The sequence below is a fragment of the Kosmotoga olearia TBF 19.5.1 genome, from assembly GCF_000023325.1.
Taxonomy (GTDB): Bacteria; Thermotogota; Thermotogae; order Petrotogales; family Kosmotogaceae; genus Kosmotoga; species Kosmotoga olearia.
Genome location: NC_012785.1, coordinates 616,613 through 643,129, shown reverse-complemented (window position 1 = coordinate 643,129; position 26,517 = coordinate 616,613). Strand labels below are relative to the sequence as shown.

Annotated in this window: 27 protein-coding genes; 19 read left to right on the top strand and 8 right to left on the bottom strand. The window is 40.4% G+C overall.

Annotated elements, in window-relative coordinates; all coding sequences use genetic code 11:
• Nucleotides 1-3 precede the first annotated feature (3 nt).
• From KOLE_RS03030 to KOLE_RS03020, 3 genes are all read left to right on the top strand, one after another.
• The gene (locus KOLE_RS03030; RefSeq protein WP_012745094.1) at nucleotides 4-846 is read left to right on the top strand and encodes an SDH family Clp fold serine proteinase; all 843 of its coding nucleotides are present in this window, start codon (nucleotides 4-6) and stop codon (nucleotides 844-846) included.
• Nucleotides 847-1,034: 188 nt separating this feature from the next.
• Complete coding sequence (locus tag KOLE_RS03025; RefSeq protein ID WP_012745093.1) at nucleotides 1,035-2,444, top strand: GGDEF domain-containing response regulator; 1,410 nt, start codon at nucleotides 1,035-1,037, stop codon at nucleotides 2,442-2,444.
• Nucleotides 2,445-2,461: 17 nt separating this feature from the next.
• On the top strand, nucleotides 2,462-2,671 hold the full coding sequence (locus KOLE_RS03020; protein WP_148207973.1) for a chemotaxis protein CheB: 210 nt from the start codon (nucleotides 2,462-2,464) through the stop codon (nucleotides 2,669-2,671).
• Nucleotides 2,672-2,692: 21 nt separating this feature from the next.
• On the opposite strand, the gene KOLE_RS03015 is transcribed toward KOLE_RS03020, so the two are convergent.
• A complete protein-coding gene (locus tag KOLE_RS03015) occupies nucleotides 2,693-3,259 on the bottom strand; it encodes a hypothetical protein (protein WP_012745092.1) in 567 nt (188 codons plus the stop codon).
• Between the two features lie 192 nt (nucleotides 3,260-3,451).
• Here KOLE_RS03015 and KOLE_RS11055 point away from each other — a divergent pair, with 192 nt between their 5' ends.
• Entirely contained in the window at nucleotides 3,452-5,104 is a 1,653-nt protein-coding gene (locus KOLE_RS11055; RefSeq protein WP_012745091.1) for an HD domain-containing phosphohydrolase, read from the top strand.
• Between the two features lie 50 nt (nucleotides 5,105-5,154).
• On the opposite strand, the gene KOLE_RS03005 is transcribed toward KOLE_RS11055, so the two are convergent.
• The 5 genes from KOLE_RS03005 to KOLE_RS02985 form a co-directional block, all read right to left on the bottom strand.
• Nucleotides 5,155-6,459 (bottom strand): hypothetical protein, encoded by a 1,305-nt coding sequence (locus KOLE_RS03005; RefSeq protein ID WP_012745090.1) that lies wholly within the window; start codon nucleotides 6,457-6,459, stop codon nucleotides 5,155-5,157.
• A gap of 120 nt (nucleotides 6,460-6,579) precedes the next feature.
• Nucleotides 6,580-7,614 carry a M42 family metallopeptidase gene (locus KOLE_RS03000; RefSeq protein WP_012745089.1) on the bottom strand — a complete coding sequence of 345 codons (1,035 nt, stop codon included), beginning with the start codon at nucleotides 7,612-7,614 and terminating at the stop codon, nucleotides 6,580-6,582.
• A gap of 17 nt (nucleotides 7,615-7,631) precedes the next feature.
• Nucleotides 7,632-8,588, bottom strand: a complete 957-nt coding sequence (locus tag KOLE_RS02995; protein WP_012745088.1) for a SufB/SufD family protein — start codon at nucleotides 8,586-8,588, stop codon at nucleotides 7,632-7,634.
• Nucleotides 8,585-9,325, bottom strand: coding sequence for an ATP-binding cassette domain-containing protein (locus tag KOLE_RS02990; RefSeq protein WP_012745087.1), 741 nt, complete (start codon nucleotides 9,323-9,325; stop codon nucleotides 8,585-8,587). Before KOLE_RS02990 ends, KOLE_RS02995 begins: the two co-directional genes overlap by 4 nt.
• Nucleotides 9,326-9,371: 46 nt before the next feature.
• Complete coding sequence (locus tag KOLE_RS02985) at nucleotides 9,372-11,642, bottom strand: glycoside hydrolase family 31 protein (protein WP_012745086.1); 2,271 nt, start codon at nucleotides 11,640-11,642, stop codon at nucleotides 9,372-9,374.
• 134 nt (nucleotides 11,643-11,776) lie between these two features.
• On the opposite strand from KOLE_RS02985, the gene KOLE_RS02980 reads away from it, so the two are divergent.
• The 3 genes from KOLE_RS02980 to KOLE_RS02970 all read left to right on the top strand — a co-directional run bounded on the left by KOLE_RS02980 (nucleotide 11,777) and on the right by KOLE_RS02970 (nucleotide 13,524).
• Nucleotides 11,777-12,418 (top strand): lactate utilization protein, encoded by a 642-nt coding sequence (locus tag KOLE_RS02980; RefSeq protein WP_012745085.1) that lies wholly within the window; start codon nucleotides 11,777-11,779, stop codon nucleotides 12,416-12,418.
• A 16-nt stretch (nucleotides 12,419-12,434) separates the two neighbouring features.
• Nucleotides 12,435-12,704: an acylphosphatase gene (locus KOLE_RS02975; RefSeq protein ID WP_012745084.1), complete on the top strand. Its 270-nt coding sequence runs from the start codon at nucleotides 12,435-12,437 to the stop codon at nucleotides 12,702-12,704.
• Nucleotides 12,705-12,951: 247 nt separating this feature from the next.
• Nucleotides 12,952-13,524 (top strand): hypothetical protein, encoded by a 573-nt coding sequence (locus KOLE_RS02970; RefSeq protein WP_041288847.1) that lies wholly within the window; start codon nucleotides 12,952-12,954, stop codon nucleotides 13,522-13,524.
• Between the two features lie 508 nt (nucleotides 13,525-14,032).
• Here KOLE_RS02970 and KOLE_RS02965 read toward each other — a convergent pair.
• Both KOLE_RS02965 and KOLE_RS02960 read right to left on the bottom strand, forming a co-directional pair.
• The gene (locus KOLE_RS02965; protein ID WP_012745082.1) at nucleotides 14,033-14,809 is read right to left on the bottom strand and encodes a PfkB family carbohydrate kinase; all 777 of its coding nucleotides are present in this window, start codon (nucleotides 14,807-14,809) and stop codon (nucleotides 14,033-14,035) included.
• A gap of 18 nt (nucleotides 14,810-14,827) precedes the next feature.
• The gene (locus tag KOLE_RS02960; protein WP_012745081.1) at nucleotides 14,828-15,268 is read right to left on the bottom strand and encodes a hypothetical protein; all 441 of its coding nucleotides are present in this window, start codon (nucleotides 15,266-15,268) and stop codon (nucleotides 14,828-14,830) included.
• Nucleotides 15,269-15,779: 511 nt separating this feature from the next.
• On the opposite strand from KOLE_RS02960, the gene KOLE_RS02955 reads away from it, so the two are divergent.
• The 12 genes from KOLE_RS02955 (at nucleotide 15,780) to KOLE_RS02900 (ending at nucleotide 26,516) form a co-directional block, all read left to right on the top strand.
• Entirely contained in the window at nucleotides 15,780-16,838 is a 1,059-nt protein-coding gene (locus KOLE_RS02955; protein WP_012745079.1) for an ArsR/SmtB family transcription factor, read from the top strand.
• Nucleotides 16,838-17,893, top strand: a complete 1,056-nt coding sequence (locus KOLE_RS02950; protein ID WP_012745078.1) for an ArsR/SmtB family transcription factor — start codon at nucleotides 16,838-16,840, stop codon at nucleotides 17,891-17,893. Before KOLE_RS02955 ends, KOLE_RS02950 begins: the two co-directional genes overlap by 1 nt.
• Nucleotides 17,894-17,898: 5 nt before the next feature.
• Nucleotides 17,899-18,552, top strand: a complete 654-nt coding sequence (locus KOLE_RS02945) for an HAD family hydrolase (protein WP_012745077.1) — start codon at nucleotides 17,899-17,901, stop codon at nucleotides 18,550-18,552.
• A 399-nt stretch (nucleotides 18,553-18,951) separates the two neighbouring features.
• Complete coding sequence (locus KOLE_RS02940) at nucleotides 18,952-19,359, top strand: hypothetical protein (RefSeq protein ID WP_012745076.1); 408 nt, start codon at nucleotides 18,952-18,954, stop codon at nucleotides 19,357-19,359.
• A gap of 83 nt (nucleotides 19,360-19,442) precedes the next feature.
• A complete protein-coding gene (locus KOLE_RS02935) occupies nucleotides 19,443-20,450 on the top strand; it encodes a 4Fe-4S dicluster domain-containing protein (protein ID WP_012745075.1) in 1,008 nt (335 codons plus the stop codon).
• Nucleotides 20,447-21,268 (top strand): FAD/NAD(P)-binding protein, encoded by an 822-nt coding sequence (locus KOLE_RS02930; protein ID WP_012745074.1) that lies wholly within the window; start codon nucleotides 20,447-20,449, stop codon nucleotides 21,266-21,268. Before KOLE_RS02935 ends, KOLE_RS02930 begins: the two co-directional genes overlap by 4 nt.
• Nucleotides 21,265-21,765, top strand: coding sequence for a 4Fe-4S dicluster domain-containing protein (locus KOLE_RS02925; RefSeq protein WP_012745073.1), 501 nt, complete (start codon nucleotides 21,265-21,267; stop codon nucleotides 21,763-21,765). Before KOLE_RS02930 ends, KOLE_RS02925 begins: the two co-directional genes overlap by 4 nt.
• On the top strand, nucleotides 21,762-22,673 hold the full coding sequence (locus tag KOLE_RS02920; protein ID WP_012745072.1) for a complex I subunit 1 family protein: 912 nt from the start codon (nucleotides 21,762-21,764) through the stop codon (nucleotides 22,671-22,673). Before KOLE_RS02925 ends, KOLE_RS02920 begins: the two co-directional genes overlap by 4 nt.
• A gap of 2 nt (nucleotides 22,674-22,675) precedes the next feature.
• The gene (locus KOLE_RS02915) at nucleotides 22,676-23,089 is read left to right on the top strand and encodes an NADH-quinone oxidoreductase subunit B family protein (protein WP_012745071.1); all 414 of its coding nucleotides are present in this window, start codon (nucleotides 22,676-22,678) and stop codon (nucleotides 23,087-23,089) included.
• Between the two features lies 1 nt (nucleotide 23,090).
• A complete protein-coding gene (locus KOLE_RS02910) occupies nucleotides 23,091-23,531 on the top strand; it encodes an NADH-quinone oxidoreductase subunit C (protein WP_012745070.1) in 441 nt (146 codons plus the stop codon).
• The gene (locus tag KOLE_RS02905; protein ID WP_012745069.1) at nucleotides 23,524-24,732 is read left to right on the top strand and encodes a hydrogenase large subunit; all 1,209 of its coding nucleotides are present in this window, start codon (nucleotides 23,524-23,526) and stop codon (nucleotides 24,730-24,732) included. The genes KOLE_RS02910 and KOLE_RS02905 overlap by 8 nt, the downstream gene beginning before the upstream one ends.
• Nucleotides 24,717-26,516, top strand: a complete 1,800-nt coding sequence (locus KOLE_RS02900; protein WP_049753245.1) for a complex I subunit 5 family protein — start codon at nucleotides 24,717-24,719, stop codon at nucleotides 26,514-26,516. The genes KOLE_RS02905 and KOLE_RS02900 overlap by 16 nt, the downstream gene beginning before the upstream one ends.
• Nucleotide 26,517: the final 1 nt, after the last annotated feature.

Genomic DNA, 26,517 nt, shown 5'->3' with positions numbered 1-26,517 from the left:
AGAATGTTCGATCCAGCAACATTTATATTTCAGCTCTTTTGGATGATACTGATATTCTCAATGTTCATTCCATTTATGAGATCAGCATCAGTCAAAAGTTCCCGGGAAGCATTGCTGAGAAGTATTGAAAAGAAAAGAGGTAGCAGGGTAATAACCCTCATTCATCGCCAGGAGGCCGTTAACTTTTTCGGTTTGAGTATGAGAAGATTTATAGACATCGAAGATTCAGAAGAGGTTCTTAGGGCCATTAAAATGACCCCCGACGATATGCCGATTGATTTTATAATTCACACCCCTGGAGGTTTAGTGCTTGCTGCTGAACAGATAGCCAGAGCATTAAAAAAGCACAAGGGAAAGGTCACCGTTTTCGTTCCTCATTATGCTATGTCTGGTGGAACACTTATAGCCATAGCAGCTGATGAGATAGTAATGGATGAAAACGCTGTTCTTGGTCCGCTCGATCCTCAGATTGGACAGTATCCAGCAGCTTCAATCCTCAATGTTGTCAAGGAGAAGGACATAAATAAAGTTGACGACCAAACACTGATTCTGGCAGATATTTCGAAGAAAGCGATAGCCCAGATGAAGGAATTTGTTACGGAACTTTTGAAGGATAAATTCGGGTTTGAAAAAGCTCAGGAGCTTGCTGATAAACTTTGTTCAGGATACTGGACACATGATTATCCCCTTACCGTAGAAGAGGTTAAAAAATTCGGGTTGAATGTTAGCACGGAAGTACCGGATGAGATATACACCCTCATGAACCTTTATAAACAAACCGAGCAAAGAAGACCGTCGGTGCAGTATATACCCATCTCTTACAGGAAGTCTGAGCGTGAAAAATGATCCAAAAGAAATGATAGTAGAGATTTGTGATACTGCGGCGCTAGAGTTAAAGTGAGTTAAACTTACCTTAATAGAGGCGATGTTTTTAATACTGGTTAATTGAGGAATCAGAGCTTAGTTGATATACGATGTTTGCTGGGAAGGGGGATTCTTTTAGAGTAATGAGAATACGAAAGTGAGGAAAGTTTATGGATAAAGTGTTAGTGGTTGATGACAGTGATACTTGGAGAACTTTGCTGGAAAAAGTACTGATAGAATACGGGTTTACTGTTGAAACTGCAGCCGATGGAATAGACGGTCTTAATAAGTTTTTTGATTTTCTTCCAGATGTGGTAATAACTGACTACGTTATGCCCAGGATGAATGGAGTACATCTTTGCCGGCTAATAAGAAGCTATACCAGCTTTAAGAATGTTGGTATCCTAATTTTAACCGGAGCGGATGAGGCGATAAATGATTTTTGGGCCAAAAAGAGTGGTGCAAATAAATTCCTGAAGAAATCAGGAGATGTGGAATCGATCACAAAAGAGATTCTTAACTTTTTGAAAGGGAATTATATTTCGGGTTGGTCAAAAGAGGTATATAAAACCCGCACTGAACCATTTGGCGAACTTGTGGATGTAATAGAAGAAACCCTGAAAACCGAGGTCATAAATAAAGAACTTCTTTCGCTGGTTCAGTACGTGGATGATGAAGAATACATGATGAGAAAACTAAAAAGCTTGATCCTTGACTTTGTACGCGCTGATGGATTGTGTATTTTATTAATCTCTTCAAGTATAGGAAGAGTATATTCCTTTGGATTTTATTCTGATACTACGCCTCATGAATATGTTAAAAGCAATTTATTGAGGGCTATGGAAAAACCTGTTACTCCATCTGAGTGGCTTTTGAAGTTTGATTCGGATGCTTCAGAAGATGGATTTGATACGAATAATGTCAAAAATTTTGTCATATCATTTGGAGATCAGGAATTGGGTGTTATGTCTTTCAAAAGGCCGCGGAACGCAGAAAGCCTTTATTATTTCATGGATAGCATAGGAGAGACGCTTGGAATAATTGCAAAAACCGTAAACAATTTTTGTGATCAAAGAATCGCTACGGAAATCGACTTTCTAACTTCCCTTTTCAATCGAAAAGCTACACTTAGTCGTTTGAAGGAGTACATAGAGCTGGCAAAGAGAAGAATGCTTTCCTTAACTGTAGCTATGCTGGACGTAGATGACTTCAAGGAAATCAACGATACTTATGGGCATCTCTTTGGAGATACGGTTCTGAAGGAGATAGGAAAGATTTTCAGAAATTCTATGAGAAAAAGTGATATTGTGGGTAGATATGGCGGGGAAGAATTTTTGATAATTTTTCCGGGCATAAAAGCAGCAGAGGCAGTTGAAGCTCTTGAAAGAGTTCTTGATGAATTGAGAAACTACGATTGGAGAGCGGTAACGGGCAAGCCGATAAAGGTAACTGTCAGCGCGGGAGTCGCCGAATTTTCCGATGATACGACTTTGAGGGAACTGGTAAATAAGGCTGATAACGAGCTCTACAAAGCTAAACGTTCTGGAAAAGATAGAATAAGTGTCTACAGGGAGAATTAGGAGATAGACGTGCGGTGATGATCAGGGTTCTTGTGGGTGACGATCGAGCGAATGCAATTGTAAAAATCAAAAACCCCGGAGGTTATACCATTACTGAGTCTGAAGATACAGATATCATTTATGGAATGCTAGCAAAAGTTATTGAGCGCGAATGTGCCCCCATTGTTCTCCCATCTTACAGCGTTGTTGAGAAGATAATCAAAAAGGTTGGTGTCATCAGGAAATAGGAAGATCTTGAGAAAACATTTTCAGATAATCTGAAAAGCAATTAGTACAGCAATGGTCACTGAGACAAGTATTGCTACAATGGATAGCCAGAAAGATGTTGATACTCTCTGTTCGATTTTTTGCAGGGATTCTTTGAGCTGATCAATTGATGAATTGAGTTGATCAACCTGTGAAACGAGTGCATCAATTCTGGTGAGAGCCGTGGAAACCTCTTTGTTAAAGCTTTCCTGATCACCTTTAAAACTCGATAAGTTATTGGAAAGACCTAATAATTGGGTTTTCAATTGCTGTAGCTCGGTTTGCAGTTTTTCGAGATTTTCTTTTAAGTTCATTCCCGCACTAACCGATTCTGTCAGAAGATCCATGAGCTGTAGATTTATTCTGTTCAACTCTTCCTCTAATGCTGCTTTACGTGCCAAAAGTTCTTCAGGTGTCATAGCTTTTTCTTCTCCCACAACTGTAGCAGTTGCAACCTCCTCTTCAACAGATGGAACAGTAACTTCAGTAGCACTGGTAGTTTCTGATACTTCGGCAAGTAGAATTGAAGAAAGAATAACAAAAATGACGATAAAAATATTCCTCAGCATTTGCAACACCTCCGCGAAATGTTTAGTCAATAAAAAAATAAGAACGGAATTTAATTGACTACAGAGATATTGTATTATTAAAATCCAAATTGGACAAGGTTTTTTGTGAGTCTTTCTCAGACTTTATAACAGCTTTGAATGATATAATTAAGCAAGAAATTAACTGTTCAACCGCAGATTCTGGAGGTTTTTATGAAAAAGGACGTTGAGGAGTTACTTTTAGGTTTAGAAATTTCTGAGAAAAGTATTCCTAAAATATGTGAGATTCTTAAAAAGATTGAAGATAAAAAAGAGCGAGATTACCTTGACGCTTTGAAAAAACTTTGTACCACTGCAGAGGGAAGGGATACTCTCAGTAGCTATGATTTAGAATGGTTTAGAAAACTTGCTGCTTTCAATGCGAAACGTGGAAAGTTGACAAGAGCCTATGATATTGTGAAGAGAGTTATGGAAATAGCCGAAAAGTTTCCTGAAAACAGCCGGGAGAAGATTTCTTTCAGGCTTTTTTATATGATGATCAGTTACGAGCTCAATAAAAGAACGGAGGTCATAAAACAGGCGAAGGAATTACTCGGCATAGAAAAGTTTGTACCGGAGGACCTCAGAGCTACGTATTATAATGATCTTGGTCTGGTGGCATCTTATTTTGAAATCGGAGAAGACCCTGTTGAACTTCTTGAAAAGGCAATGAAGTACCCGGAAGATTTTGCCGGTTCATTGCTTGCTCCCTACAACCTTACGGAGTATTACTATTATCGTGGTGACTTTGAAAAAGCGCTTAACCTTGTTACCTCTCTTAAAAAGAAGGCCTTTGACTATCTTCTTTCCAAATGTGCTGTTATGGAGTTAAAATGTTTTCTTGCTCTCTCTGAGATAGAAAAAGCTGAGAATGTCGTTAAAGAACTCGAAAAAATGAACTCTGAGAATCCTGAGCGTTTGGATATGGGAATATCTCTGGTCTTTCTCGGTTATTACTATGTTAGTCGGGGAGATATTGACAAAGCCAAAGAGTATGTTCGGTGGATAGATCGCATACTGGAGAGAGAATACACTCCTTATCTCTATGGAGAGAGTCAGGCGCTAAAAGCTGAGATCCTTAACGCTCAAGGAGAGAGCTTTAAGGCGATAGAGGTAATGATAGAAGCTTTCGAAATACTTCGGAAAGAGAAGATATTATCTCCCCACGTTAGAAAATATCTTAAATCCGCTTTGTTCAGACTATGGGACATTTTCAAGAAATTGGTAAATGAGTTGAGACAAAGAGATGATTATACAGCCAGCCATACTCTCAGAGTTTCGTATTTTGCTTACTCGTTAGCGCGTCATATGAATTATTCTACAACCGATTTGTTCTATCTGATAATTGGCGGAATGCTTCACGATTATGGGAAGATTAAAGTTCCTCTTGAAATACTCAACAAGAAAGGAAAGCTTGACCCTGAAGAATTGAAAGCGATACGGAAGCACCCGGTTTATGGGGCGGAATTCCTTGAAGGGTTGAAATTTCCGGATTTAATACGCCACGTAGTTTTGATGCATCATGAGCGGATAGATGGCAAAGGATACCCACTTGGCCTGAAGAATGGGGAGATACCTGAAGTTGCTCAGATAGTGGCCATTGCCGACATTTTTGATGCTCTGACCACAGATAGGCCTTACAGGAAGGCGTTATCCAAAGAAGAGGCTGTAAGGTATCTATTGAGCCTTCGCGGGCAACTGGTTGAAGATCACTTGCTGAATAATTTTGCTAAGATGGCGGAGATGATCCAACCAAGGAACTATCGTATCGCTTTTGAAGAAATCTGGAGAGAAACGATAGAAGATTTGTTTGAAGTTGTAGAATGAAGACAGGGCTCCATATCATTGGAGCCCTGTCTTCTATATAGTATTAAAGATTAATCTTCGCTAGGATCGAGCCATGCTCCGGGCATTCTATCTGAGAGTGATTCGAACATTATGAGGTAATCGAAATCTTTGGCTGCGGGGTTGTAATTCACGATGAAGTGGGCTGCCATATTTCCTGCTAGAGGATATATAGCACCAAAGCTGAGTCTGGTGTTTTCGTTTAGAAGAGCGTTTTTCCAATTCTCGCCAAACAATTCAGCTACCGGGAAATTATCCTGGTAGTAACCAGCTTCAGCAAAGAATTCTGGAACTCCACCGAATTTGCCAAGGTTAACCTCAGGAATTCTTACCCGCAAATATCCTTTAACAACAGGAGAATTTGGCAGTGTATTGTAGCTATCCACGTTGACCTTGAGAATAAGCATATCACCTATTCCAACGTCACCTCTTATGAACCAGCCGAGAGCAGGAGTTGCTGCATCGGTGATTCTCGGAAGCCATGATTGACCTTCATACAGTTCCATCATTTTCTTGTATTCATAGTCTGCGTTGTAATAACCGGGTATGAAGTTTTCTGAATAGTAAACGAGCCCTCCCCTTATGCGCAGCAGATCGAGAATAGCAGCTCTGGCTCCAACACCAGCACCGAATCCAATATGACTGAAATCTTTGGTAGCGAGTATCGCTGTCTCAGCAGAAGGGATCAACCGTATAAGCTTCCAGTTAACTATCGGGAAATCGAGTGAAGCTGTCAATCCATAAGCAGGTATTTCACCACTGTCTGTTATAGCCGAATTTGATTCCCATACGAAGGTTGTATCCAGTTTGAGGTTCAGAGGAAGATCGAAGAAAACGCCTCCGAACCAGAGTGAAGAGGTCTTGTCGACTACAAACGGATTTAGTGAGACAATTTCAAATGGAACGTGTAAAGACAACCCGGGCTGGAAGAATTTAATGTTAGCGTCAAAAGCCCATGCTCTTGGTTTTGTGTAAGAATTGAGAAGAAGGCCTATACCTTTTGAGTAGAATCCCATTTTGCCATAGCGCAAATCTAGCAATTTGGTGCGGAGACTTACAGCGTAGATTGAGAACCCGTTGAGAACATTTGTAGATGGTGTGGCGTCCAGTGAAGGTTTACCAAAATACATCTGACCGCCTATCTCGGTTTGATACATGTCAAAGCCAAAATCCAGATCGATTCCAGGTATTATGTCTGTGACAGGATAATGGAACATGTAAACGAAATAGCTATCGGTAGCTCCAAGCGTTACTGTGCCAAAACTAAGTTCTGGGCCGAACGCAAAGAACAATGAAGTGGTAAGAAGGAGCAAACTCAAAACGATCACTTTTCTCATACTTTCACCTCCTGTTTTTGTAATGCTTCAATATAATTATACGCTGATAACTCAATTTTCCAAAAGAAAAAATCACGGTCTTTCAACCAAAAAAGCACGGTGTTGTTGGTTAAACGTATTTTAGACTATTTTTTTGAGATATTTTTCAATCAATTTAATCGTATTCTTTAAACCATCGTAGTGAGTTCTCTCATATCCATGTGAAGCTTCAACACCTGGTCCTAAGAGGCCGTGAACAATGTCGTAACCTGCTCTGAGAGAAGCATCGGCATCAGAGCCGTAGAAGGGATAGATATCTACGCTGTAATTTACATCAGATTTTTTAGCAGTTTCAACTAGATTCCTTACCAATCGAGCGTCATAGGGTCCACCGGAATCTTTAGCACATATTGAAACCACGAATTCATTGGTAGAAAGGGTGCCACCAACAGCTCCCATATCAACGGATATCAGTTCTTCAACATCTTGGGGAATACCACTTGAAGCGCCGTGTCCAACCTCTTCATAGTTTGAAAAGAAAAGGTAGACTTTTCTGTTGAGCGAGAATTTTTTCTCGCTTAAGTCTTTTGCTACTGTCAATAGTATAGCTACGCCTGCTTTATCATCCAGATGGCGGCTCTTTATGAACCCTTTCTCGGTAACGACTATCCTCGGGTCAAAAGAAATGAAATCGCCCGGTTCGATACCGAGTTTTTCGAGGTCATCTCTGGTTTTCACTTTTTCATCGATCCGTACTTCCATATTTATAGGTTTTCTTTCTAGAGTTCTTGCGTTCTCAAACACATGAACAGATGGTGCGATAGTTTGAATCGTGCCCGTGTACTCTCTTCCATCTTTTGTATGAACCACACAGTTTTCACCCTCAACACTGTTCATCATATAGCCGCCTATGGGAGTGATTTCCAGTCTCCCATTTGACTTCAAGGATTTAACCATGGCACCGAGAGTATCGACATGTGCTGTGAAAGCGACTGGATTACCTTCACCGCCGAGGCACACGTAACATGCGCCTTTTTTCGTTAGTTTAGGTTCGAAACCAAGTGTTTCGAGTTCCTTGCGAACATATTCAATGGCCCTATGAGTGAAACCCGAAGGGCTGGGAATTTTGACAAGATCCACGAGTTTCTTGACAACGTATTTTTCTTTGTAATCCACTTTAGTCCCCCCTAAATCTATTTGAGCATTCCTCTAACAATCAGTTCCGTGGCTTCATCCTCTGTGAGGCCTTTTGACATAAGTGTTTCTAATTGTTTCACGTTGACTCTTCCTATTGAGGCTTCGTGAGTTAATTCAGCTTTTTCGTCTTTAACGTATAATTCCGGTATAGTTCCGACGTTTACGTTATCTCCTTTGACAACTTCCTTGCATTCTATGTGTCCTTTAGCAAAGGGAGCGTTCCCGAAAGCTCTGTTGATGATTTTCGCTCTGCTTCTGTCAGTTGCGAAAACTACCGTCTTTGCAATACCTGATGAGCTTTCTCCGTCCAGGTTAAGTTCCTCGATTATTTCGACTTCATCATCTTCTTTCTCGAAAACCTTAGATTCTAAAAAGGCACTTGCCTTTTTTTCAAGAACCACTTTCATCTGCACAAATAGCTTACCGACACGAGTTTTTGTTAAGTGAAATACATTTTCAAATAGCCCATTTTTTGCTACTCTGGTATTGTAGACAGCTTCGACCGTTACACCTCCGTCTGGACTATGAAAATGAGTGTCATTGTAAGACACTTTTGAATTCTCTCCTATCTCAGTATCCGCAATCATTTTATGTGTGAAGTTTGTGCCTTTTGGAAAGACGCAATGAGAGATAAAATCTACCTTTGCATTTTTTCCGATCTTGGTGTGTATAAATACCCGCTGAGTTCCTTCAGGTTTGAGGTAACCAGTGCACAGATGTATCGGATTGTTGAGTTGAACGTTGTCTGCAACGTTTATCCAGAGCTCCACACCGTTTTCGAGTTCTTTTGCTTTTAGCTCAACTCCTGAGACTGTATTTCTCCCAATCACCTTGTCACCACTTACAATGATTGAGACAATATCCTTTCTTAGGAATTTTGACGCATCTCCACCACTTTGCTCATAATATTTGGCAATAGTTTCAAATTCCTTTTCATATAGGTTCCCTTTCATCTTCCGACTCCCCTTTTCTCTTCCTCAACAGGTTGATTTGTGTGTGAACATTTATCACACAGCCTTTTGTAGAATGCTATTATTTCGTCCGGGGTTCCGCTAGCAAGCATTCTACCGCCACACATGAGATAAGCCTCATCGGTCATCCGTGCTATTTCCTCACGGTGGGTTATTACCAACACTGTTGCACCATTGGACTTGAAATGGTTGAGGACGGCTTCTATCATATCTGTTGACATTATGTCTATTCCAGAGTCAGGTTCATCAAGTATAACAAGTTTTGGTTTGAGGATAAGTGCAGAAGCCAGTTCGATTCGTTTTCTTTCTCCGCCGCTTAGTGAAGAGTCAACAATCCTGTCGAGATAGGCTTCGGATAAGCCTACCAGATTCAATATCTTCAGGAGCTCCTCATTTGATAGTTTTAATTTTCCACCTAAAGTTAGATACTCTCTTGTTGTTATTCCTTCAAAACGAACAGGCTCCTGCCAGACCAAGGTGATGCCAAGTTTGGATCTTTCCGAAACGGAGAGATCATTGATTTTTTTTGAGTTGAATATAATATCGCCTTTGTGATCACGATAATTCTCCAGACCCATGATTATGTACGCCAGAGTGGATTTTCCAACACCATTGTTTCCAAGAATAGAGTACACTTTGTTATCTTCAAAAGCTACTGACATGTTTTTGATAATAACCCTATTCTCTCTTTCTAAAAAAACATTTTTCAACTCCAGCACCCTGATACCTCCAATCCATCTATCTTTTATCGTTTTTCTTAGTTTTTTAATGCAATTCTATGCACAACCCCTCTTTACTGTCTTCGATTTCACCTTTCCAGAACCTCTTACCATCAAAAATCTCTATACTCAGTTTTCTTGCTGGAATCTCAAGTTTTCCCTCCTGAGGATATATCCTTGCAAGGTAGTTGTTTTCAGACTTCCAGACTTCTATCTTTTTCAGCGAATATTCATCTTCAAGATATTTCCTGCTGATTCCATCATCTTCATAAAGCTCGAAACTTGCAGCTGTGGTAACAAATCCCTTTATTTTTACTGTCTTCCATACTGCATTAGAAAGATACTGGTTGACTTCTGTTGTCAGGATCAACGAATTTTCACGTATAAATAGAGGCATTTTATCTAGAGGCGCTTCAACGTAGTGATGGCCGCTATCCAAAATTTTTTCATCGAAAAAGTCCATCCATTTTCCATCTGGTAGGTAAACATACCTACCCCTGACGTTGGGACGATAAACAGGAGCCACCAGAAGCGCTGGACCAAATAGATATTCGTCATCGGTTTCATAAGTCTGGGGGTTGTCAGGCCATTCAAGCAATAGAGGCCTGACCATCGGTATTCCCGTTACTGTTGCTGTTCTGAGTATCGAATAAATGTATGGCATTAGAGAATATCTGAGTTCAATATAATTACGTACAATCTCTTCAACATCTTCGCCGAAAACCCATGGCTCCTGATTTCGTGTGCCTATGGCACTGTGATTTCTAAAGAAGGGCAGAAACGCACCAAACTGGGTCCATCTTACCAAAAGCTCCCCATAGGAATTACCGCCAAATCCTCCAACATCACAACCGATAAAATTCACCCCAGTGAGTGCAAGAGACTGAGCCATTTGAATTTCCATTAACAGATGTTCCCATAGGCTGGCATTGTCACCCGTCCACAAAATGGCATACCGTTGAATTCCAGGATAAGCGGAACGGGTTATCACAACTGGCCTTCTATCGGGATCGCTTTTTTGAAAACCTTCGTAAGTTGCGCGTGACATGTTGAATCCAAAGAGGTTATGAACCTGTCTGTTCAGAAATTTTTTGCCTGTGTCATCGGTATGTTGAAATTCGACACCGTAGTCTCTATAACGTTTTCGACCATCAAGCTGGCTTAAAATAAATCCTGCTTCTATTCCCATATCTTCTTCGATGTTATTCACAATCGTTTTTAATTCACGAAGAGATTCTGCTGTCATAAAAATAGATGGTTCATTCATGTCATTCCAGATGCCCGCTATCCCCGTTTTTGTAAAATCACTGCATAGCTTTCCCCACCATTCACGAACTTTAGAATTCATGAAATCAGGGAAGTGAGATGGTCCTGGCCATACGTACGGGACAAACAGTGAACCATCCGGTTTTTTGCAGAAATAATCTCTTTTAATCCCCTGTTCATAAATTTCGTAACCTTTTTGAATCTTTACCCCGGGGTCGATTATTGTTATGACCTTGAATCCCTGATTTTCTAATTTTTCCAGCAGTTTCTCTGGATTTGGGAAGCTTCTTTTATTCCATGTGAAGACCTTGAAATCCTCCATATAATCTATATCGAGATAAAGAACATCACAGGGGATTTTCTTCTCCCTGAACTTTTCCGCGAGATCAGTTATAGTTTCTTCGTTAGGATAAGACCAGCGTGACTGTTGGTATCCGAGTATCCATACCGGGAAGAAGTGAGGTTTTCCTGTAAGTTCAGTAAAAGCTTTAATAATCTCATCAGGAGTTGTTCCCTGGAGATAAAGTTTGAACCCTTCACCCTCAACGTTGATGATTATTTCATTTTCTTTGGTGAAAGCCAGATCAAATCTGCTGTAACCAGGGTGGTCGAGGAAGAATCCGAGAGATTTCTTTGGTGACAGGATCATGAAAACCGGAAAAGATGAGTAGAGACGAGTTTTGGTTGGTGAATGGTCTGGTTCGTCTGTATTGTACATCTCATACACCTTACCCCGTTTGTTCAAAGCTCCGATTTCCTCACCGAAACCAAAGATGCCGTCTTCCGGATCAATTCTTATTTTTATTTCAAACCCTTTCGGTTTCTCTCGAATTTCCATTTCGCCCCATAATCCGTTTGTACTACTGAAGGAATAATGATTTTCCGAATCTTTCTTCAACCAGGAATTGAAAAAGTTGAAAGAAATAAGGTTATTCACAGTAGCCATGGGTTTCATGACAACAGCAGGGCTTTCTGGCAAAACAGACTCCCCATCTTTTTTGAACGTTATCTCCAGGATCCTGCTGGGAAATTTTCTATATGTTGTGAACATTAGTACCCCTCCAATACATTGTGTGCTACATTTCACATTGTAACACCTATGATGGTAGACTTAAATCAGATTTCGGTTTTCCTCCGGGAAGTTATAACAACCAGCGTTTAACAACATTTTATGGGAGGGTGTGTATGAGAAAAGAACTTCTGAAATGGAAATACGATAATCTTGCCAGTATTGTCGTAAAGAACTTTGCAAAAAGAGGGATCAATGCGGTGTATCTCTCAACCCCGGAAGAAGTGGTTCCTAAATTAGAAGAACTGATGCCAGCTGGTTCCAGTGCCGCTGTTGGTGGATCTATAACTCTTTCTCAATGTGGTGTTCTTGATTTTCTCAGAAATGGAAGATACGATTTTAGAGACAGATATGCTGCTAAAACGCCCGAAGAAAAAAGGAAAATATTCAAAGAGATGTTCGAAGTTGACTATTTTCTGTGTAGTGCTAATGCGATTACCATAAAAGGAGAGATTGTCCAGTTAGATGGTCATGGCACAAGGGTAGCGCCGATGATTTTCGGACCGGATAAAGTAATAATCATTGCTGGTATGAACAAAATCGTTTCCGATATGGATGAGGCAATAAAACGCATAAAATATATATCTCCGATGAACGCTAAAAGATTGAACCTTCATACCCCATGTACTTCTACCGGAATTTGTATGGATTGTCATTCGACTCAACGTATATGTGAAACATATGTTGTGATAACCGATAGCTCGGCTCGCAAAGGCAGATACACCGTTTTGCTGGTAGGAGAAGACCTGGGGCTTTGAAGAGGTGGAACACACAATGAAAACAGTCAGGATACTTCTTTCAGGGATTGTTCAAGGTGTTGGATTTCGTTATTTTGCTTATAGAAAAGCGAAAAAGATGGGGGTCACTGGTTATGTAAGAAATCTTGCTGATGGCCGTGTTGAGGTTGTAGCCGAGGCTGAGGATTCTGTTCTCAACGATTTTATTAATGAGATTGAGAATGGACCACCATTTGCGTATGTTAGTAAAGTCGAACTTGAAGAACTATCACCGGTGCATTTCGATTCTTTTGAAATACGGTATTAGAATTGAGAGTCCAAGATTTGGTAAGCACGACTTTGTCGTGGGTACGAATCCCTTCGGGATTGGTACGACTGGCTGCGCCAGTGGTGCGAACTCTTTCAGAGTTGTTCCGAACTGCTTCGCAGTGGTTATGCGGGCTCAAAAGAGAAGCGTTGTTTTTATTCTCATCTTCTCGGGTTCTCGCCTTCTCGGATTCTCGATGTTTTTCGAACAACCTACAACGATTATTGTAATAGGGGTGATAAATGGTATGAAAAAGTTTATTGCCGTGATGTTTTTAATGGTGTTATTGTTGAGGTTTGCCTTAGCGGAGGGCATACCTGAAGAAATTCTTCCTATATTTGCTATCCCTGAATACGATAAAAGCAACGGAATTGTTGAGGTGTTCGTGTCTCAAAAGGAATGTGTCAGGGGAATAGATTACGAGATAACAGTGGTCTTTAAGGATGAAGATCACCCCGATTGTTTCATAAATGTGATTTATGACATTTACAGATTCTTTAAATATGGGCGAATCGAAGATATCGAGACTTTTCATATCATAACTGATAAAAATGGAAAGCTTTTAGAATTAAGATTTTTCGGTACTTTTTCCGGCAAGCATCATTTCAAGGATACGAAAGATTTGCATGGTGATGCGATTATTCCTTTCAATGAAGTTGTATTCAGAGATGGAAGACCAGTAATATGCGTAAACACATGGAATCATATGTTTGGAATTGATCCCTCCTTCGAATTAGAAGAAATGTTGTTGATTAAGGATTATGAAGTATCGGAAGGAACCCGCTATGATGCGGAGGTTGAGTATTCTTTTTTGTATTGAATTGAGATTCGAGAGGACCGCTGCACTGCGGGTAAGCACGCTGTGCGCTGCTTCGCAGCGATACGAATCCCTTCGGGATTGTTGCGAACTCTTTCAGAGTTGTCTCGTACTCCTGCGGAGTTGTCACGAACTGCTTCGCAGTTGACGTTGCTTGAAATAAGACCACAGACAAAGGATTGTCATTCTGGACTTGATCTGGAAGCTGGGTTTAAGTACGAGATCCTGAATCAAGTTCAGGATGACGGGTGTACAAAAAATCGTCGATTCGACCGGCTGTGCCGGTGTTACGAACTCCGCGGAGTTGCCTCGAACCACTGCGTGGTTGACCCGAACCGCTTCGCGGCTGTAAAAACCGTCATTCTGGAAATGTTTAATCCAGAATCTTAACCCCCCACTGTCATTCTGGAGATGTTCAATCCAGAATCTGTTTTTTTTAAGTACGAGATCCTGAATCAAGTTCAGGATGACAGATCAACCTTTGCAAGTGTCCGGAGCGCAGCTCAGCACTTCAGCCGCTCTGCGGTTCCAATATCATCATCTTCGAAAAAGCGCCCTTTATTTCTTTTGCTGCTGTTTGGGATATAGTTACAGCCCTTTCAAGGCAGATTCTTTTGTCCAGGCCTTTAAGGAAACTATCTATGAGAACTACATCGAAAATGTCACCGGCACCCACTTTAAAAGGATAGTTTTGGAGGTCTCCTTCAACAGTTACCCCTTTCCATGAAGCACCCTTTGATCCCATTTTTATAACATCACAACCCTCTTTTTCGCATTCTTTTTCGTTGCCTATGAGGATCAGTTTCGCTTTTGACAACTTTCTGAGTTTGCTGGTATCTATGACAAATCGGGGACCAAGATCGATAAAACAAAGTTTTTCAGCTTTAGAGCAGATTTTATAGATAGATTCTACAGGAATTTCGGAGTTTATTACTACTATATCAGCATTTTTTAAGGTGTCATTGTCAAATTCTATATTCAAACGGTTCACTCCCCTATCGACTCCGATTGGGGTATCGTTGAGAGCGATATGATAACCTGTTTTTCCTTCTCTTATTGTTAATCCATAGGTGGAGAGTCCGTTTTCTGAAAGTTTCTTAAGAAGCTCTGTACCCCGCCAATCATTACCTATATTGGAGAAAAAGCAGACACTGTGACCGAGTTTATAAAGGCCGAAAGCTATATTCAAACCGGATCCACCGGGTAGTTCTAATATCTCAACATCATGAGGTCTGTTACCATATATGAAAACATCCCAAAATGTTCCACCAAAAACGACTACATTCATATCCTTCACTCTCAAGTGTTACATAAACTTGTCCAGATAAACAACATACAAAAAGCTATTTTCAGTAGAATAAAGCTTTCCCTCAAGTCTGAATTCATCGAGATATTTTTGGTTAGTCAGGAGCGGGAAGTTTCCCCGGATGCTTATACGATAAGCAGCATCCATTTCTTCGAAATCGATGGAATAGTTGTAGGTATGCTCAGTATCATTAAGAATTTCGTTCGGATCTGGCAGAGAGCGGTTAAGATAATAATAGCCTTTAATAGCGAATATTATTCTAGAAATTTCTTCAAGAACGTCATATGTTCTCTCTTTCATTTCCTGTTTTTTTTGTCTATTTATCTGATAACTCTTTATCATGGGATTTATTACAATATCGTAGGCTAATAACGATGCTATGATCCCAAGGAGGACAGCTATTGTCAAGAGATAAAGTTCAAGCCGTTTAAGAGTCTTCACCAAATCCCCTCCTTGAAAAATACTAGAAAGATTATAACATTATCACCAATAACATTATTAAAAAAAAAGGGGCCTTTTCAGGCCCAGTGTCATCCCATTTCTTCCGTGGGGAAAGGGGGGGTGTTGCATATGGGGGTTGCGGTTTCTCACTTGTTGCCGAAGGGGTGTTAATTTATATGTTCAACGCGCCGTTCTTTGACATAACAGATACTTTCATTTTTTCAATTTCTTCAAAGACACTTTTCAAATTAACCGGTTCTCTTTTCATATTTTTCTTCATATCCATCCCCCTCCTCGCTTTAGATTTTATTTCGATGTCCATCAATATATTAACACTGAGTTCGATGGTTGTCAAATATTGTCTGTTACTATTCGATGACGGTCTAACTTGATGATGGTAAACAGGTGTTTTAAGGAGTTTTAAGAAGACAGATTGAGCGTCACTTTATGGAAAATAATCGTAAATGTTATATGCTATAATTCGATAAAGTTCGAACCGAGGAGGTTCAGAATGAGATTGGTTATAGGACAGGTTGAATTTGTGGATTTGGTTTTGGCGTGTACAGCTGTGAATTCCGATAAACAAGCAGAAAAGGCTCAACTACGCTCCGAACCACGCAATTTGGATGAGCTTTTCTCCTTTGTTGAACAAGTTGAAAGCAAAGCAAGCTGGGATGTCAAAACGGTTGCCAGTGTTTTTGCCGATCTTAGGGAAGAAATTCCGGTGCTTTCGGGGTTTCCCCTCAGTTCGAAGTTCGTCGAACTCGAGGAAACCATAGATGAGCTGGACAAAGAATTTGATAAACGCTTTGAGATGCTGTTGTTTGTGGTTTTAACGAATAAATTAGCTGTTTCTGAGGACAAAGCAGAAGAACTCCTGAAGGACGGTAAGACACTGTTAAGCGCTTTACAGAACACCGACAAACTTTCCAAAAATTCCATCTGGTTTCTTTCACAATTTGTGCTTTTTCCAGAACACCTGCGAGAGATTACATTGAGCGCCTTGAATGAGCTGAAGAGGTATTTCGAATCCTCCGGTTTGAGAAGCTATATTAATGAGATGTGCCGGAGAGAGGTTTCAAATATAACTGAGAATAGTTTGAATAAAGTTCCCAATTACTTTTATGGTTCACATGTTTTAAATTTTGACAGTGAGGAAGAGTTTTACATTTACCTTCAGTTTGCTTTACCTGATTTTGGTACATTGCCGATAAAGATATTTGGGAAGCGCTACGTCGTGCTATACGGTGATATCGAAAGTGTTACCAGAAAAGGATTTTCTGAGTTTTCAGTAAACACTGTCAAGGAACTTTTGAAGGGATTATCTGACCCTACCAGATTTATGATAATAAAGGCGCTATCAGAACGCCCGAAATATGTAGATGAACTGGCAGCTTTTTGTGGGTTATCAAAGGCCACAATTTCCCACCATCTTTCATATTTACAATCTCTTGGTTTGCTGGAGAAAAAGAGGGAGAGTAAAAAGATGTATTATTCCCTCAAAAAAGATGCCATTTCTAATCTGTTAGCCCTTCTGGAAAGCATGTTCCATGAGGATGGTGAGGATTGATGAAAATCATTACCGGATATTTTGAAATATACGATCTTACGATGGCTATATATTTTTCTTTCAACACGGATGTTACGCGTGTTCTCAAAATACTTGGAGTTGAATATACTCCGTCAAAAGAAATGCTGTCATTCAGAGACAAACTGCTAAAATCCCTTGATTGGTCAACAAGGATATATACTACTTTTATGAACGAACTGGGAGTCATAGCTCCTATACTTTTCCCTGTCAGAGTAAAAATGGTTGATAAAACGATTGTGAAGATAGAAGATTCGCTTGACTTCAATGATGAAACGTTGAAAATCATACGTGAAAGATTCATACAGGTTCTTTCTGTAAGACGTTTAAAGATTCCTCCAGATGATGTAAAAAAGATGATAGAAGAAAAACCCGGTGAGCTTACAAGAAGAGTAGAAGAAATCGAAGGTATCAGCAGAGATTCCAAATGGTTCATAAATCAGCTTCTGTTTTTCCCGCGAACGGCACTGGACTTTCTTGAATCGAACACATGGAAGATGTTGAAAATATACGAAGAAAGTGGCCTCAGATCGGTCAATTTTTCTGAAATCGGGAAGTTTATGAAGAGCTATCAGTCTGAAATGATAAACAACTCGATACGGAATTATTTTGAGTACTATGATATACATCCTGATGAATCCAAACCGCTTTATGTAGCACTTCAGAACTCTGTACCCCATACAAACTCTGGTCTTATGACTTATCCGAGTTTTCATCTGCTCATAATGGGACTTGGAGAGATAACAAAAGATTTTTCAGAGAGCATACCTCTAGAGGATCGTGTTAGAAATGTTTTGAAGGTTATAGGAGATGAGACAAGATTCAAAATAATACAGTACCTTTTTGACAAACCGGCGACACAGAAGGAATTGGCAGAAGTGACAGGATTAAGCAAATCCACTATTTCATATCATATCAGTCTTCTTTTCAAAGCCTCTCTTGTAGACATCGATGTGTTCAATAACATCGTTATGCTTAGAAGAGAAACGATAAAAAAACTTGTGAAGAATCTCAAATCCATTCTCAATCTGAGGTGATTTTCTTGATCGATGCAGTGATATTTGACATGGATGGGGTTATCGTTGATACGGAAGGATTGTATAGAGAAGCCTGCAAAGAGGTTGTCAGGAGATACGGTGGAATCATTACAGAAGAACTGTTTATTCGTCAGATGGGACTGAGAATGAAAGAAGCACAAAAGATCGTTGTGGAGCTTGCGAAACTTCCATTGGCTCCTGAGGATTTCGGAAAAGAATACATGGAGGAGTTTCTGAAAAGAGCAAAAAGCAAGCTGAAACCAAACGATGGCCTTCTGGAATTGCTGGACTTTTTGTACAGCAAAGTTAAATTAGGTGTTGCTTCATCAACTGTGAGTAATGTTGTCTACGATATTTTAAGAACCATCGATGTCCTTAATTATTTCGATTACGTCATCGGGGGAGATATGGTAGAAAATGCCAAACCAGCTCCCGACATATATCTTAAATGTGCTGAGCATCTCAAAGTAGAGCCAGAAAACTGTATTGCCATAGAAGATTCACCAGTTGGAATAAAAAGTGCGAAAACTTCTGGAATGATTGTTTATGCTATAAGACACAAAGAAAACCAAGGTTTAGACCTGAGTCAGGCTGATAAGGTTTTTGATGGGTTAAGACAGCTTAAAGGGTTTATGGTTGAGAAGTTGCAAAGCAACTGAAGTGTGATTCGCTAATGTGAACGAAGCGAATGTACCTTGCCCAACATAGCCACTGCGAAGCAGTGCACATCGGTTCTCGGACTCTCGGTTATCGATTTTTTTCGTACAACCTACAACGCACAACCAACAACGATTCTATATTCTCGCATTCTCGGATCTCGGATCTTGGTTCTCGATTGACTTCAAAAGTTTCCACATCATTACATTACTTCATTTTGCCCACAAAAATTATTTTTTCATACACATCTTTTCCTTGGTATTTAGATCAAAAAGTTGATAGGATTTTTTATCAGCATAGGAAATGTGTTGTGTCCTAAAATCTCCTTCCTTTAATCTTTCGTTTATTTTAGATGTTTCTTCAAAGCTGATGTTTCCAATCCGAATATTGGGGGCAATTTTATGTTTGCCATTGACATTAAATGTCCTTATTGTCAGCGTTCTCTCATGAATACCACTGAAGTTATTGATAAACATCCAAGTATTCAATTAGAAGTTGTACATGAAAAACATCACGGAATAATATGGCTTAGCTCTGTTTACGGAAGCTACAACTACAAAATAACTTTCAATATACCAGATGGTGTTACTGCTAAATTTTTTTGTCCACATTGTAGCGAAGAACTGTTAGGTGAACTTGAGTGTGCAGAGTGCGGAGAAAAAATGGTCCGGTTAATGCTTGAAGCTGGTGGATACGTTCATTTTTGTCCTCGAAAGGGCTGTAAGGGACATTATATCGAATACAACAAGAGTGAAACTTTAATTGATGAGGCTTACAAGCATTATCCGTATATAGATTCAGAGGAGTAAGTTTATTTGATTTCGAAACCATTGTTTAGTAGGGTTATCGTTTAAAAATTGTTGTGAATTTTATCACAAAGGGGAATACCAAAATGCTCGTCTTTTTTGAGGAGTTTGTTGAATTTCTCGAGAGATTGGCCGAAAGAACCGAACTATTCGCTCCGGTCAAGGAAAATGGAGAAATATTCTTAAAATGCTGGAAAAGCATGGATAGCGATGGGATTCCTGTGCTCGATAAATATCACCCCATTGATCCTTTGAAGATTTTGCTGTTCCAACCAAGAAATGATGTTTTGACGTATCTTGAGAGTGGGGAACGAATTCTTCTGGGGGTTAAAAGCTGCGATCTTCGAGCGATACAACTTTTAGACATCGCACTTCTTGAAGGGGATTATGTTGATCCTGTTTATAAAGAGTTTCGGGAAAAAACTTTGATAATCTCTTCAGATTGCACAGAAGCGAAAAGTAGCTGTCATTGCATTCTTCAGGGAATAAATCCGTATCCGGAGGAACACTATGATGTTTCGCTTTCATCGATCGGCAAGCGTCTATTACTTCGCTCTGGAAGTGAAAAAGGAGAAAGATTTCTCAAATTACTGTCGAAGAATTTAACGGCATTTGAAGAGACACCTGATGTCGTTGATGTTCTCAAAAATCAAAGGGAAAAGATTAGAACCCTAGTATGTGAAATAAATTCACAGTGGTCGTTGGGAAGCAAGGACAAAGGCGAAAAGTTAAATATTTTCGATACCAGTGCTGTTGACAGCTGCATAGAATGTGGGGGATGTAATTTTGTCTGTCCTACCTGTTACTGTTTCATTATGAGTGATGAGAGTAAAAATAAATCCTTCTCAAAGGTTCGTACCTGGGACAGCTGCCAGTTGAAGGGGTATGCTCGCGTTGCTGGCGGCGGGAATCCTCGACCTGAGCTCTATAAACGTTTTAATCATAGGTATAATTGCAAATTCAATTACATGGTGAAGCAGCTTAGTATGAGTGGTTGCACTGGTTGTGGAAGATGTATCGATGTTTGCCCTGCGGGTATAGACATCAGAAATACAATGAGGGTTATGCGAGAAGAAATGAAGGTGAAAAAATGACCAATGTTTTTGAAGCGATAAAGACAAAGTGTATAGAGATTGTAGAGGAGTCTTCAGTTATTAAAACCTTTGTTTTAGAGTGCGGTGAGGATTTTGAATTCAAAACGGGGCAGTTTGTTGAGGTGGGGTTACCCGGTATTGGTGAGGGGCCATTTACTCCATCATCCTCTCAGTACGCGAAAAACCCTATTGAGGTAACGATAATGAAAGTTGGTTACATGACAGAAAAAATGCATGAAATAAAGCCAGGGGCAACGGTGGCTTTGAGAGGCCCCTATGGTAATGGATATCCTCTAGACAGGTTCAAAGGAAAGGATGTTCTTATTGTTGGTGGCGGTGTTGGGCTCGCCCCTCTTCGTTCCCTGCTGCTGACGCTTATGCACGATATAGATGATTACAGAAGTATCACCGCTTGCTTTGGTGCGAGAACTCCGGAAGATTTAATCTACAAAGATCAGCTGAAAGAATGGGAAGAAACTGGAAAAGTCAGAATAACCCTTTCAGTGGATAGGGTTCCAGAAAATCAAAAATGGGAAGGTAATATAGGCGTCGTAACAACGCTCCTTAAGCCTTTAGAATTCGATGCGAAAAATACAGTTGCCGCTGTTTGTGGACCGCCAATAATGATGAAGTTCACATCTTTAATGCTTCTCGAAAAGAAAATAAAACCGTCGAATCTTTATTTATCGATGGAAAGCAAGATGTATTGCGGAGTTGGACTTTGCAGACATTGCACCATAGAACACTATTTCGTTTGTAAAGATGGGCCAGTATTTACTTATGACCAATTTGAGAATCCGGGGGAAATCTGGGCATGAAGAAACTACTGATAGATATTGAGAAACTTATTAAGAGCGATATAAGCAGAATCAAATGTGAATACCTGTATCACGGGAAAAATAATGGCGTTCTTTCGATTGTAGAGGTCGCGGAATTTGCGGTTTATTGCCGACAATGCAAGAACGCTCATTGTGTGAAAGCATGTCCAAAGGATGCTTTAGAGAGACAACCGGATGGAACAGTAAAACGTTACAACCTGCTTTGTGTCGGTTGTAAATCCTGTGTCCTTGCGTGTCCTTTTGGAACACTATTTCCAGAAACGATAAGTTACGTGACCACACATTGTGATTTCTGTCTTTCTCAAATGAATGCTGATTCTAATTATGTTCCCTTATGTGCTGAAACCTGTAGTGGTAACACAATAAGGGTTTTAGATGTTGAAAGAGAACAACCTGAGAATGGATTTTATTTTGCCGGAAAGTATCTTGCGATACGCGCGCCGAATTGGCGTTATAAGGAGGGCAGAATAATTTGATTGTTTTTTATACCATTGTATTTCCGGGAATTCTCTTTACCGGTTTTGCAGGTTTAATAATATGGTGGCTGGAACGCAAGCTTAGTGCTCTTTTCCAGCATAGGGTGGGGCCACCATGGTATCAGAATTTTCTGGATGTTTTCAAGTTGTTCGGGAAAGAGAGCATTGTCCCTGAACTCTCAGCCTCTGTAGTGTATGTCCTTGCCCCGATTGTCTCATTTTCAACTGTTACAACCCTTTCTACTGTTCTGGGATGTGCTGTCTTTCTTGGAATAAGAATCGCAGGGGATGTGATACTGATAATTTACCTGCTTATCCTTTGTTCTATGGCTACGTTTCTTGGAGCCGCTGCTTCGAGGAATGTTTACGCCGGTATAGGTGCTTCCAGAGAACTGAAGATGCTTCTTGCTGATGAACTAGTTCTTATTATGGTCATTCTGGTGCCTGTTGTGAAATCGGGGTTTGATTTCAATCTGTTAAGACTGATCTACGGTTCTCCGGCAATAACTTCTATCTCTGGAGTAATCGCATATATCCTGGGATTGGTCTGCATTCAAGCTAAGTTAGCAATCCAACCCTTCGATTTACCTGAAGCAGAAACGGAACTTGCGGGTGGTGTAGAAATCGAGTATTCGGGCGTGTTGCTTGGTTTATGGAAGCTTTCAAAAGGAATGAAGTTTTTGGTTGTTCCGTTGCTGTTGAGCGTTCTTTTTTTCGGTGTTCCTCAGGAGATATCGATAGTCAGGTATCTGTGGATAGTAGCTTTCTATCTGATCACTTTCCTGATCGTTGTGGTGGTTAAGAACATAAACCCAAGGGTAACAATTGAAAAAATGCTCGGTTTTTTCTGGAAGAAACTGGCACCTATGGCTTTTATAGCGCTTCTCATAGCACTTTTGGGGGGATGAATATGGGATTTTACACGAAGATTCTGAAAAGATCACTCTGGGTGTTTCATGTCAGCGCGTCACCATGTAATAACTGCGATATAGAGATTCTCGATATGTTAACGCCGAGATATGACCTCGAGCGTTTCGGAATAAAACTTGTCGGTTCAGTAAGACATGCTGACGTTCTGCTCGTAACTGGGATGGGGGGATGTAAGGTTTCTGAAAGGGTTATAAGGATTTATAACCAAGCTCCTAAGCCTGTATTTGTGATCGCAGTAGGAACCTGCCCGGTGGCTGGAGCAACCTTTAAGGAGAGTTATACGAGGTGTGGACCTTTAGATAGATTTGTTCCTGTTGATTTGTACATACCAGGTTGTCCTCCAAAGCCAGAAACCATGATAGCCGGATTATCAGAACTGCTTGGGAGGCTGTGAAATGAATCCAATTGAAAGAAAAAAAGAGCTTTTTGCGGCGATCCAGGAAAATATTGAGCTTCTTTCTGAAAAGCGAAAGCGTATTTACTTCAAAGTTGATGCTAAAAACATAACAAATGTTGCAAAGATTCTTTTCACAAGAGGGGTGCGGCTCTCAACGATAACGGCTATTGAGAATATAGAAACCTTTGAGTTAATTTATCATTTTTCAGATGACCTTACGGGCTGTTATTACTGTCCTAAGGTCTTTGTTCCTGTCGAAAAACCAGTTGTTCCCTCCATTGCAAAAATTATTGAAGGAGCTAGCTGGATCGAAAGGGAAATTCATGAACTTTTTGGTGTTGGGTTTATAGACCATCCCGGATTGAAACCGCTTCTGACGGAGAATAATGAGAAGATACCAAAAAAACCTTTGAGAGTGGAGAGAAGAAAACATGAGTAAAGAATTTAATCTACCGGTTGGACCCTTTCATCCGTTACTCGAAGAAGCAGAATATTTCAAAATAAAACTCGACGGAGAGCGGGTAGTCGACATTGAGATGGAAACCGGATGGATGCACAGGGGTATAGAAAAAATCTCTGAAGAAAGCACCTTTGACCAATCTATATTTGTGGTGGAAAGAATTTGCGGTATATGCTCCGCTTCCCATCCCTTTGCCTGTATAAACGCTTTTGAGGATATTGGAGAGATTGAAGTCCCACTTAAAGCCCGCTATATAAGATCTCTTATTGGTGAGTTAGAAAGGGTTCACAGTCATCTTCTGTGGTTGGGACTCGCGGGACATTTCATTGGTTACGATACTTTGTGGATGTGGGCATGGAAATACAGGGAGCCGGTACTTGAGGTTATTGAGATGATAACCGGGAACAGAAACCATTATGGGACGTTCAAAATCGGTGGTGTGAGAAGAGATTACGATGTTTCTTTGAATTCTGTTGTTCATGAAAAACTTGACTTTCTCGAGAAAAAACTAACTATGGTTGCCAAAGCCGTAGCGAATGATCCGGTAGTAAGGAGCAGATTGTGTGGAGTTGGAGTACTCACCAAAGAAGAGGCAATAAGCTATTGCGCTGTTGGTCCCACCGCGAGAGCTTCTGGTGTTGCTATCGATGTCAGGAAAGATGAACCTTACGCGGCCTATGATCTGCTCGATTTTGGGGTTGTTGTAAGGGAAGAGGGCGATATTTTTGCCAAAACAGTGGTACGGATTTTAGAGGTATTTGAAAGCATAAAGATGATCAGGCAAATAATAGAGAAGTTGAGGAAGGTTAAAGGGCCGATATACAATGACGTTAAGGAAATACCTGCCGGCGAGGGGATAGGACGGCACGAAGCTCCAAGAGGAGAGGTTTTCCACTATATAAGAACGGATGGTTCTAACCGCCCTGTCAGGCACAAAATAAGAGCACCAAGTTACGTTAATATCCCGACTTACAAAGCTTCCTGTATCGGCGAAAATCTTGCCGACGTATTGATTACCCTCGCTTCTGTTGATCCCTGTTATTGCTGCACCGAAAGATCCGTCAGACTTCAGACCGAAAAAGGGATGGAAATAACCAGCAACCTGTTGAAACTATCCCAGGATAAGACTGATAGACTCATTAAAAACATGGGAGAGTATAAATTATGGAAATCCTTATGACTCCGATTTCTTTTATGCTTTTTTTGCCGTTAGTTGTGATTCTATTAGATCTTGTTTTTCCGGTAAAAATCGTGCGGTGGCTTAACATAATAACTATCGCTTCTCTCTTTGCAAACACTCTGTTTTTTGTCAGAGATCTTCCACTCAGTTTTTCTTTGAATGGCGAGAAGTTGTACGTCCTTGACGATCTTTCTTTCTTCACAGTATTCTTTGCTAATCTTCTTGGCTTTGTTTTTTCTATATACCTTCTGAAAACCGGTATAAAAAAGGTTCATATATACTTTATCCTCACAGTGTACTTCGTCAACAGCGCCCTTATGTCTGATAATGCAATTCTTTTTCTCATTTTCTGGGGATTGTCAGGTTTGATGCTTTATTTGTACGGTGTTATTCGTGAAGAAGCGGCTGCAATTTCCAAGAAGGCTTTGCTGATTTCAGGAATATCAGATGCTCTGCTGATATTTGCCTTTTTAATCATTATTAGCTCCACAGGCTTGCCTCTCAGGATGAGTGGAAGTCCAATTGGCATAAACGGAGGATGGATTGTGACGGCTTTCATTTTTATAGCTTTAGCTTCTTTTGCTAAAGCTGGAGCTTTTCCACTCCATACATGGGTTCCGGAATACTGTGAGAAATCCATTCTCGAATCCACTTTTTTGCTTCCCGCTTCTCTCGACAAACTAATGGGTATTTACCTTTTTGCCAGGCTGTTCATGAATTTCATAACTCCTTCGGAAGTTCTGAAAATAGTGATGGCCTTACTCGGTGCTTTGACAATAATAGCTGCAGTTATGATGGCTCTGATACAGCACAACGGGCGAAAGCTTCTCGGTTATCATGCCGTTAGCCAGGTTGGATACATGGTCCTTGGTGTAGCGACCGGTAATCCCATTGGTATAGCTGGTGGGTTGTTGCACATGGTTAACCATTCTATCTATAAATCCGGATTGTTTATGGGGATGGGAAATGTTGAGAGTCAGTCCGGAACAAGTGAACTCGAAAAAATAGGGGGGCTATCCAAAAAAATGCCGGTTACTTTCATAGGCACGTTGGTCTGTTCCTTCTCCATTTCTGGAATACCACTTACCAATGGTTTCGTTTCTAAATGGTTGGTGTATCAGGGAGTATTAATTGCAATAGCCAGCAGCGGTTATATGCTGGGTGTTTTATATATGATATGCCTTGTTCTTGCCCTTTTTGGTAGTGCGTTGACCTTTGCCAGTTTTATGAAGTTCATCTATTCGTCTTTTCTCAGCAAGCGACCCAAAAGGTTGGATGGAGTAAAGGAAGTTTCGATTGTCAGACAAATAGCGCTATCGATAAATGCAGGCCTTTGTCTGATGATCGGTATTGGATGGAGGTTCTTCCCTCTAAGATTTATCGATAGAATCCTGCCTGTGAAACAAATTACTCCAGTAGGTTTCTATTCTTCGCCGGAACTGCTGAGTGTGATTGTCCTCAGTCTTTTGTTCGGTGGCCTCATTTATCTGATTTTTAAGCGAGTGAGGTTTGATGAAGCTTTTGTTGGAGGTCAGAAAGATTCTGCTTCTTTCAAGATTAGTGGGGTTGATTTTTTCAACGAAGTTGAAGAAATGCCACCGCTGAAGAGTATATACACAGCAGCGGAAAATAAATGGTTTGATGCCTTTGAACTGTTGAAAGCAGGTGCCCGCAACCTGGCAATACCACTGAGAAAGTTGCATACAGGTGAGCTGTCTTTTCAACTGGTATGGATAGTTATTGGGCTATTCGTTTTTCTCTTTGTAATGGCGAGAGGGGGGTAAC